8 protein-coding genes are annotated in these 7,512 nt (G+C 68.2%); 3 read left to right on the top strand and 5 right to left on the bottom strand.

Annotation, left to right across the window (positions count from 1 at the left end; all coding sequences use genetic code 11):
* From A5745_RS05310 to A5745_RS05300, 3 genes are all read left to right on the top strand, one after another.
* The coding region (locus A5745_RS05310; protein ID WP_076115373.1) for a cytochrome P450 at positions 1-915 on the top strand (915 nt) is incomplete at its 5' end.
* A complete protein-coding gene (locus tag A5745_RS05305; RefSeq protein WP_076115372.1) occupies positions 912-2,390 on the top strand; it encodes an NAD(P)/FAD-dependent oxidoreductase in 1,479 nt (492 codons plus the stop codon). The genes A5745_RS05310 and A5745_RS05305, both read left to right, overlap by 4 nt.
* A 40-nt stretch (positions 2,391-2,430) precedes the next feature.
* Complete coding sequence (locus A5745_RS05300) at positions 2,431-2,994, top strand: pyridoxamine 5'-phosphate oxidase family protein (protein ID WP_076115371.1); 564 nt, start codon at positions 2,431-2,433, stop codon at positions 2,992-2,994.
* On the opposite strand, the gene metK is transcribed toward A5745_RS05300, so the two are convergent.
* The 5 genes from metK to mihF form a co-directional block, all read right to left on the bottom strand.
* Complete coding sequence (gene metK / locus A5745_RS05295; protein ID WP_076063021.1) at positions 2,987-4,198, bottom strand: methionine adenosyltransferase; 1,212 nt, start codon at positions 4,196-4,198, stop codon at positions 2,987-2,989. The two genes, A5745_RS05300 and metK, sit on opposite strands and share 8 nt — an antisense overlap.
* Positions 4,199-4,295: 97 nt before the next feature.
* Positions 4,296-5,534 carry a bifunctional phosphopantothenoylcysteine decarboxylase/phosphopantothenate--cysteine ligase CoaBC gene (gene coaBC, locus A5745_RS05290; RefSeq protein WP_076063023.1) on the bottom strand — a complete coding sequence of 413 codons (1,239 nt, stop codon included), beginning with the start codon at positions 5,532-5,534 and terminating at the stop codon, positions 4,296-4,298.
* Between the two features lie 15 nt (positions 5,535-5,549).
* Positions 5,550-5,882, bottom strand: a complete 333-nt coding sequence (gene rpoZ, locus A5745_RS05285; RefSeq protein ID WP_076063025.1) for a DNA-directed RNA polymerase subunit omega — start codon at positions 5,880-5,882, stop codon at positions 5,550-5,552.
* Between the two features lie 79 nt (positions 5,883-5,961).
* Positions 5,962-6,588 carry a guanylate kinase gene (gene gmk / locus A5745_RS05280; protein WP_076063027.1) on the bottom strand — a complete coding sequence of 209 codons (627 nt, stop codon included), beginning with the start codon at positions 6,586-6,588 and terminating at the stop codon, positions 5,962-5,964.
* Between the two features lie 56 nt (positions 6,589-6,644).
* On the bottom strand, positions 6,645-6,959 hold the full coding sequence (gene mihF, locus A5745_RS05275; protein ID WP_076063029.1) for an integration host factor, actinobacterial type: 315 nt from the start codon (positions 6,957-6,959) through the stop codon (positions 6,645-6,647).
* Between the last annotated feature and the right edge of the window lie 553 nt (positions 6,960-7,512).

Below are 7,512 nucleotides of genomic sequence, written 5' to 3'. Positions count from 1 at the left end.
TCCCTGTTCAGCCAGGACTTCGGGCCGCTGGTGGAAAGTATGAACGACCTGGCGACGCGCGGGCTGCGGCATGCGGAGCGGCTGCAACGACTCGGGCTGTGGGGCCTGATGCCGCCCCCGGTCTACGACGCACTGCACTGGCTGGCCTTCTCCGGCGTCCGCATGCCGCCGCCGCTGCGCGACATGCAGGACATCACGCTGACCCTCGACCGCGCCGTCAACGCCGTGATCGATCACCGGATGCTGCACCCGACCGACTCCGCCGACCTGCTCAACGTGCTGCTGCGCGCCGACGGCGGGCGCTGGCCCCGTCAGCGGATCCGCGACGAGGCCCTGACGTTCATGCTCGCCGGCCACGAGACCACCGCCAACGCGATGTCCTGGTTCTGGTATCTGATGGCGCAGCACTCCGACGCCCGCGACCGGATGCTCGCCGAGATCGACGACGTGCTCGGCGCTCGCCGACCGACCGCCGACGACCTGGGCAGGCTGCCGTGGACCACCGCGTGCCTGCAGGAATCGCAGCGCTACTACTCGGCCGTGTGGACGATCTCGCGGCGGGCCATCGAGGAGGACGTGATCGGCGGCCACCACATCCGTCGCGGCACCACCGTCCTCATCCCGATCCACCACATTCACCACGACCCGCGCTGGTGGCCCGACCCGGAGACGTTCGACCCCAACCGTTTTTGCACACCATCCGACCGGCCCCGCTCGGCGTACCTGCCGTTCGGCGGCGGCCGGCGCATCTGCATCGGGCAGAGTTTCGCCATGATGGAGATGGTGCTGATGGCGGCGATCATGAGTCAGCACTTCACCTTTGACCTCGCGCCCGGCCCGCCCGTCGAACTCGAGGCGACGCTGACGCTACGGCCGAAGAACGGAGTGCACGTGATCGGACAGCCACGCACATGAACCCCGACTACGATGCCCTGATCGTCGGCGCCGGGTTCTCCGGTATCGGCGCCGCCATCAAGCTCGACAAGGCACGACTGCCCAACTACCTCGTGGTCGAGGCCGGCGACGGGGTCGGCGGCACCTGGCACTGGAACACCTATCCCGGTATCGCCGTGGACATTCCGTCGTTTTCCTACCAGTACTCCTTCGAACAGAGCCCGCGCTGGTCGCGGACCTACGCGCCCGGCCACGAGCTGAAGGCCTACGCCGAACACTGCGTGGACAAGTACGGCATCCGGTCGCGAATCCGGTTCAACACCAAGGTGCTTTCCGCCGAGTTCGACGACGAGCGCTCGTTGTGGCGGGTGCAGACCGACCCCGGCGGCGAACTCACCGCCCGGTTCCTGATCAGCGCCAGCGGCGTGCTCACCGTGCCGAACCTGCCCGACATCGACGGCGTGGACTCCTTCGCCGGCATCACCATGCACACCGCCCGGTGGGACCACACCCAGGACCTCACGGGTAAGCGCGTCGCCATCATCGGCACCGGCGCGTCGGCAGTGCAAGTCATTCCCGAGATCGCCCCAATCGTCAAGCAGCTCACGGTGTTTCAACGCACCCCGATCTGGTGCTTCCCGAAGTTCGACGTCCCGCTGCCCGCGCCGGCGCGCTGGGCGATGCGCATCCCCGGCGGCAAAGCCGTCCAGCGGCTGCTCAGCCAGGCTTTCGTCGAGCTGACCTTCCCGATTGCGGCGCAATACTTCACCGTGTTCCCGATGGCCAAGAGGATGCAGTCGGCCGGGCTTTCCTATCTGCGTCAGCAGGTCCACGACCCGACGGTGCGCGACCAACTCACGCCGCGCTACGCCGTGGGCTGCAAGCGGCCGGGCTTCCACAACACCTATCTGGCCACCTTCAACCGCGACAACGTGCGGCTGGTCACCGAACCGATCGACAAGATCACGCCGGCGGCCGTAGCCACCACCGACGGCGAAAACCACGAGGTCGACGTGCTGATCCTGGCGACCGGCTTCAAAGTGATGGACACCGACAACGTCCCGACCTTCGCGGTCACCGGAACCGGCGGCCGGTCGCTGAGCCGCTTCTGGGACGAACACCGGCTACAGGCCTACGAAGGCGTCAGCATTCCCGGTTTCCCCAATATGTTCACCGTGTTCGGGCCCTACGGCTACGTCGGCTCGTCGTATTTCGCGCTGATCGAGACCCAGACCCACCACATCGTGCGGTGCCTGAAGCAGGCCCGGCGCAAGGGTGCGACGCGGGTCGAGGTCACCGAGGAAGCCAACGACCGCTACTTCGCCGAGATGATGCGCAAGCGGCATCGTCAGGTCTTCTGGCAGGACAGCTGCCGGCTGGCCAACAGCTACTACTTCGACAAGAACGGCGACGTGCCGCTGCGCCCCGCCACCACGGTGGAGGCCTACTGGCGCAGCCGGCGTTTCGAACTCGGCGACTACCGATTCACCGGCTAGACCTCAAATTCGGTTGCGGCCTTGCACTAGGCTTCGACGCGTGGCGAAAGAGTTTTCGCGTATCGACGAGTCGCTGCGCGAGTTCATCGGCGAGCAGGCCGTGTTCTTCGTGGCCACCGCTCCGTCCGACGGCGGCCGAATCAACCTCTCCCCCAAGGGGTATCGGGACACGTTCGCGGTGCTGGACGACCACACCGTCGCCTACCTCGACATGTTCGGCAGCGGCGTGGAAACCATCGCCCACCTGCGCGACAACGGCCGCATCACCGTCATGTTCTGCTCGTTCACCCGCAACTCGCGGATCCTGCGATTGTTCGGCACCGGCCGCGCGATCCGGCCCGACGACGCCGAATTCGAGGGCCTGCGAACGCATTTCGGTGGCGAACATCCCGGCGTGCGGGCCATCATCGTGATCGACCTCGAGCGCATCGCCGACGCCTGCGGGTTCGCGGTGCCCTACTACGAGCTCGTCGACGAACGGCCGGTGCTCGACGCGCATCACGCCAAAGCGCCCGCCGAGGCCTACACCCGCCTGGTCGAACGCAATCGGCACAGCATCGACGGCCTGCCCGCGCTAGAGCCCGACCACCCGCTGCCTAGATAGCGCGCTTGAGCTCGTCGACCATGTTCAGCTGCTCCCACGGCAGCTCGACGTCGGTGCGGCCGAAGTGCCCGTAGGCGGCGGTCTGCGCGTAGATCGGGCGCAGCAGGTCCAGGTCGCGGATGATCGCGCCGGGCCGCAGGTCGAACACCTCGGGCACGATCTTCTCGATCTTGACCGGGTCGACGATCGCGGTACCGAACGTCTCGATGAACAATCCCACCGGCGCGGCCTTGCCGATGGCGTAGGCCACCTGCACCTCGACCCGCTCCGCCAGCCCGGCGGCGACGATGTTCTTGGCCACCCAGCGCATCGCGTACGCCGCCGAACGGTCCACCTTGGACGGATCCTTGCCGGAGAAGGCGCCGCCGCCGTGGCGGGCCCAGCCGCCGTACGTGTCGACGATGATCTTGCGGCCGGTCAGGCCCGCGTCCCCCATCGGGCCGCCGAGGACGAACTTCCCCGTCGGATTGACCAGCACCCGGGTCGACGACGAGTCAAGGGTCTCGTGGGCCAGCTCGTCGAGCACGGTCTTGAGCACGTGCTCCCGGATGTCGGGATCCAGCTTCTTCGCCAGGTCGATGCCGTCGGCGTGCTGGGTGGACACGACCACGGTGTCCAGCCGGACCGGGACGTCGTCCTCGTACTCGATGGTGACCTGCGTCTTGCCGTCCGGACGCAAGTACGGCAGCGTGCCGTTCTTGCGGACCTCGGTCAGCTTGCGCGACAGCCGGTGCGCCAGCGCGATGGGCAGCGGCATCAACTCCGGGGTGTCGTTGATCGCGTAGCCGAACATCAGGCCCTGGTCGCCTGCCCCCTGGGCATCCAGCGGGTCCTGCTCGCCCTCGACGCGGGCCTCGTAGGCGGTGTCGACGCCCTGCGCGATGTCGGGCGACTGCGCGCCGATGCCGATGTTCACGCCGCACGACGCACCGTCGAAGCCCTTGTCCGACGAGTCGTAGCCGATCTCCAGGATGCGCGCGCGCACCGTGTTGGTGATGTCGGCGAACGCCTCTTTCGCCGTCGTCGTCACCTCGCCAACGACGTGCACCTGCCCGGTGGTCACCAGGGTCTCGACCGCGACACGTGAGCGGGGGTCCTCCGCCAAAAGCGCGTCGAGGACCGAGTCGCTGATCGCGTCACAGATTTTGTCGGGATGTCCCTCGGTCACCGACTCACTGGTAAACAGCCGACCCTTCTCGCTCACTCTGTCATCCTTCCAGTCCCTCACCCAAAACTTAGTTAGACAAATTATTTTACGCCCTAGGCCCAACCGGCCCAGCCGGGCGCATGCAAGAGTATCGCTAGCCCGTGTGGTGCAGAAACGCCACGATCGCATCAACGATACGGCTGGCCATCAGCGTCTTGGAACCGTGCTGCAGCGCGGACTCGGCGCCGTCGGACGCCAGCAGCCAGCCGTCGTTGCTGTCCACCTCGAACGCCCTGCCGTCGCCCACGGCGTTGACGACCAACAGGTCACAGCCCTTGCGCCGCAACTTCTCTCGGGCGTGGAAGAGCACATCGCCGTTGGCGTCGCCGGTCTCGGCGGCGAACCCCACGATGGCCCGCATGTTGGGCAGCTCGCCGTGGGCGCGCGCCCGCACCGCGCCGGCCAGCACGTCGTCGTTGCGCACCAGCTCGATGGTGGGCGGGTCGTCGGGACCCTTTTTGATCTTGGCGGCGGCAACCTGCGCGGGCCGGAAGTCGGCCACCGCGGCCGCCATCACCAGCACGTCGGCGTCGGGGGCGTGCTTGGACACCGCCTCTCCGAGCTGTTGCGCCGAGCTGACGTGGACGACGTGGACACCGGCGGGGTCGATGAGCCCGGCGGTATGCCCGGCGATCAGGGTGACCTCGGCGCCGCGCTGGGCGGCGACCCGGGCGACCGCGTAGCCCTGCTTGCCGGAGCTGCGATTGCCGACGAAGCGGACGGGATCGATCGGTTCGCGGGTGCCGCCGGCGGTCACCAGCAGCTTGCAGCCGGCGAGGTCGTAGGGCAGGGCGTCGTGTCGCTCCAGCAGCAGGTGGGCGAGCGTGGTGATCTCTTCGGCCTCGGGCAGCCGTCCGGCCCCGCTGTCGGCGCCGGTGAGGCGCCCGGATGCGGGTTCCAGCACAACGGCCCCGCGGCGGCGCAACGTCGCCACGTTGTCGACGGTGGCCGGGTGCAACCACATCTCGGTGTGCATCGCCGGCGCGAACAGCACCGGACATCGCGCCGTGAGCAGCGTCGCGGTCAGCAGGTCGTCGGCGCGGCCGTGCACGGCACGCGCCAGCAGGTCGGCGGTTGCGGGCGCCACGACGACCAGGTCGGCCTGCTGACCCAGCCGCACATGCGGCACCTCGGGAACGTCGGAGAAGACGCCGGTGTGGACCGGCTGTCCGGAAAGCGCCTCGAAAGTGGCCGCCCCGACGAAGCGCAACGCGGATTCGGTGGGGATGACGCGGACCTCATGGCCGGCCTCGGCGAGCTGACGAACGACGGTGCACGCCTTGTAGGCGGCGATGCCACCGGAGACGCCGACGACGATCCGCTTGCGGTCCACAGCGCGCCCGGCCTGTTACTCGCCCTCGGTGTGTTCGAGCAGGTCGGCGTGGATCTCGCGCATAGCGATGGACAGCGGCTTTTCCTGCAGCCCGGGCTCGACCAGCGGACCCACGTACTCGAGGATGCCCTCGCCGAGCTGGTTGTAGTAGTCGTTGATCTGCCGGGCCCGCTTGGCCGCGTAGATCACCAGCGCGTACTTGCTCGAGACGCGGTCCAGCAATTCGTCGATGGGCGGGTTGGTGATTCCCAGCGGGGTGTCGTAGGCACCCTGCCCAGGTGACGACGGATCGAACTGATCCAGGGCGGGGACGGCGGCTAGCGACGCGTCGGACTGCGAATTGCTCACTTAAGAAAATCTCCTGGCGGCGTAGAGCGGTGGGAAAGTCGATGCTTGATCGGTCTGGGTCCGGCTCTGACCAGGCGACTCAATCCGAGCCAGGCGCGGTTTCCACCAGCAAGGATACCAATTCCGCGCACGCAGACTCCAATCGACTGTTGACCACGACCTCGTCGAAGTCGTCCTGCGCCGCCAGCTCGACGCGGGCGGTGTCCAGCCGGCGCTGGATCACCTCGGGCGTCTCGGTGCCGCGGCCCACCAGCCTGGCCTCCAGGTCCTCCCAGCTGGGCGGCGCCAGAAACACCGCGATGGCCTCGGGCATCGCCCGCTTGACGGCCCTGGCCCCGGCCAGATCGACCTCGATGAGCACGGGGCGCCCGGCCGCCGCGGCGGCGCGCACCGGCTCGGCCAATGTGCCCGATCGGTGCAGCCCGCCGTGGATCTCGGCCCACTCCAGCAGGGCGCCCTCGTCGATCAGTTCCTGAAAGCGGGCGGGGCTCACGAAGTGGTAGTCGACGCCGTCGACCTCCCCGGGCCGCGGCGCCCGCGTCGTGGCGGAAACGCTGAAATGCAGGTTGGGGATCCGCTCGCGCAAGCAGCGGACCACCGTGGACTTGCCGACCGCGGAGGGACCGGACAGCACGACCACGCGTCCGTTGCCGATCGGCTCGGGACGCGCTCCGCACTCGACGTCCGGTCCCCCGCTCGCGCTCATCGGCGCTCCTGGGTCGGTGCCCGCACAGGCCGTTCGGCCTGCATCGCGCGGCCGGGTTAGGAGCCGAACTTTTCCAGCAGGGCCTTGCGCTGACGGTCGCCGAGACCACGCAGACGGCGAGTCGGCGCGATTTCCAGCTCGGTCATGATTTCCTGCGCCTTGACCTTGCCCACCTTCGGCAAAGCCTCCAACAGCGCAGAAACCTTCATCTTGCCCAAGACTTCGTTGGTCTCGGCGTCCTTGAGCACCTGGGTCAGGCTGGTGCCACCGCGCTTCAGCCGGTCCTTGAGCTCTGCTCGCGCTCGACGTGCGGCAGCCGCCTTCTCCAACGCGGCCGCGCGCTGCTCGTCGGTCAACTGGGGAAGGGCCACGATTCCTCCGTATCTGATCAATCTCTCGATCTTGTGTCTCTGCCGGGTACTTCAGCCAGCGGAGACGACCGTACTCAGGCTTCCTGACGAAATCTAACCCGACCCCCCTGGTTATTGGGGTAAATAGGCAGGTCGACCCACCGCGCGGGTCAGACCGGGGGTGCGTTCGGCGGCCCGAAACCGACTGGACGAGGCGCCATTTGCGGGCCCCCAACCCGCCGATTGTGCGCCGTTTCCGGCCCTCTACCTGGGGCTTTATGGTGCCGCGCCGCCGTCGGGTGCCGAACCGTCGGGCCCCGCGGCCGGCGGCACGGACCGTCGCGAGAACTCGTCCCGCGGTTCACACAATTTCGCGTGGCGTGTCGCGCGTGTCGCGCCGTGGTCAGCGGCAGGTCGGCGACCCCGCGACGGCGATTTCGGACGCGTTTCCGCCCGCCGAAGCACCCGCGCCGCGGCCGGGAATCGCAGATTTCGCGCGCCGCCGCCCGCCTTCCCGGACGCGTCGGCGCACCCCGACCCGCCCGACCGCGCGGTCGGGCTGCCACGCGCCGGG

Source organism: Mycobacterium sp. IS-2888 (genome assembly GCF_001954215.1).
In the GTDB taxonomy this organism is placed as follows: Bacteria; Actinomycetota; Actinomycetes; order Mycobacteriales; family Mycobacteriaceae; genus Mycobacterium.
Note: the sequence above shows the minus strand (reverse complement) of the source record. Positions and strands in the feature narration are given on the sequence as shown.

What these genes read in the sequence shown, in the direction of transcription:
- gmk (WP_076063027.1), bottom strand. Translation starts at nt 6,588, where the DNA reads ATGAGCGCGAGCGGGGGACCGGACGTCGAGTGCGGAGCGCGTCCCGAG.
- A5745_RS05305 (WP_076115372.1), top strand. Translation starts at nt 912, where the DNA reads ATGAACCCCGACTACGATGCCCTGATCGTCGGCGCCGGGTTCTCCGGT.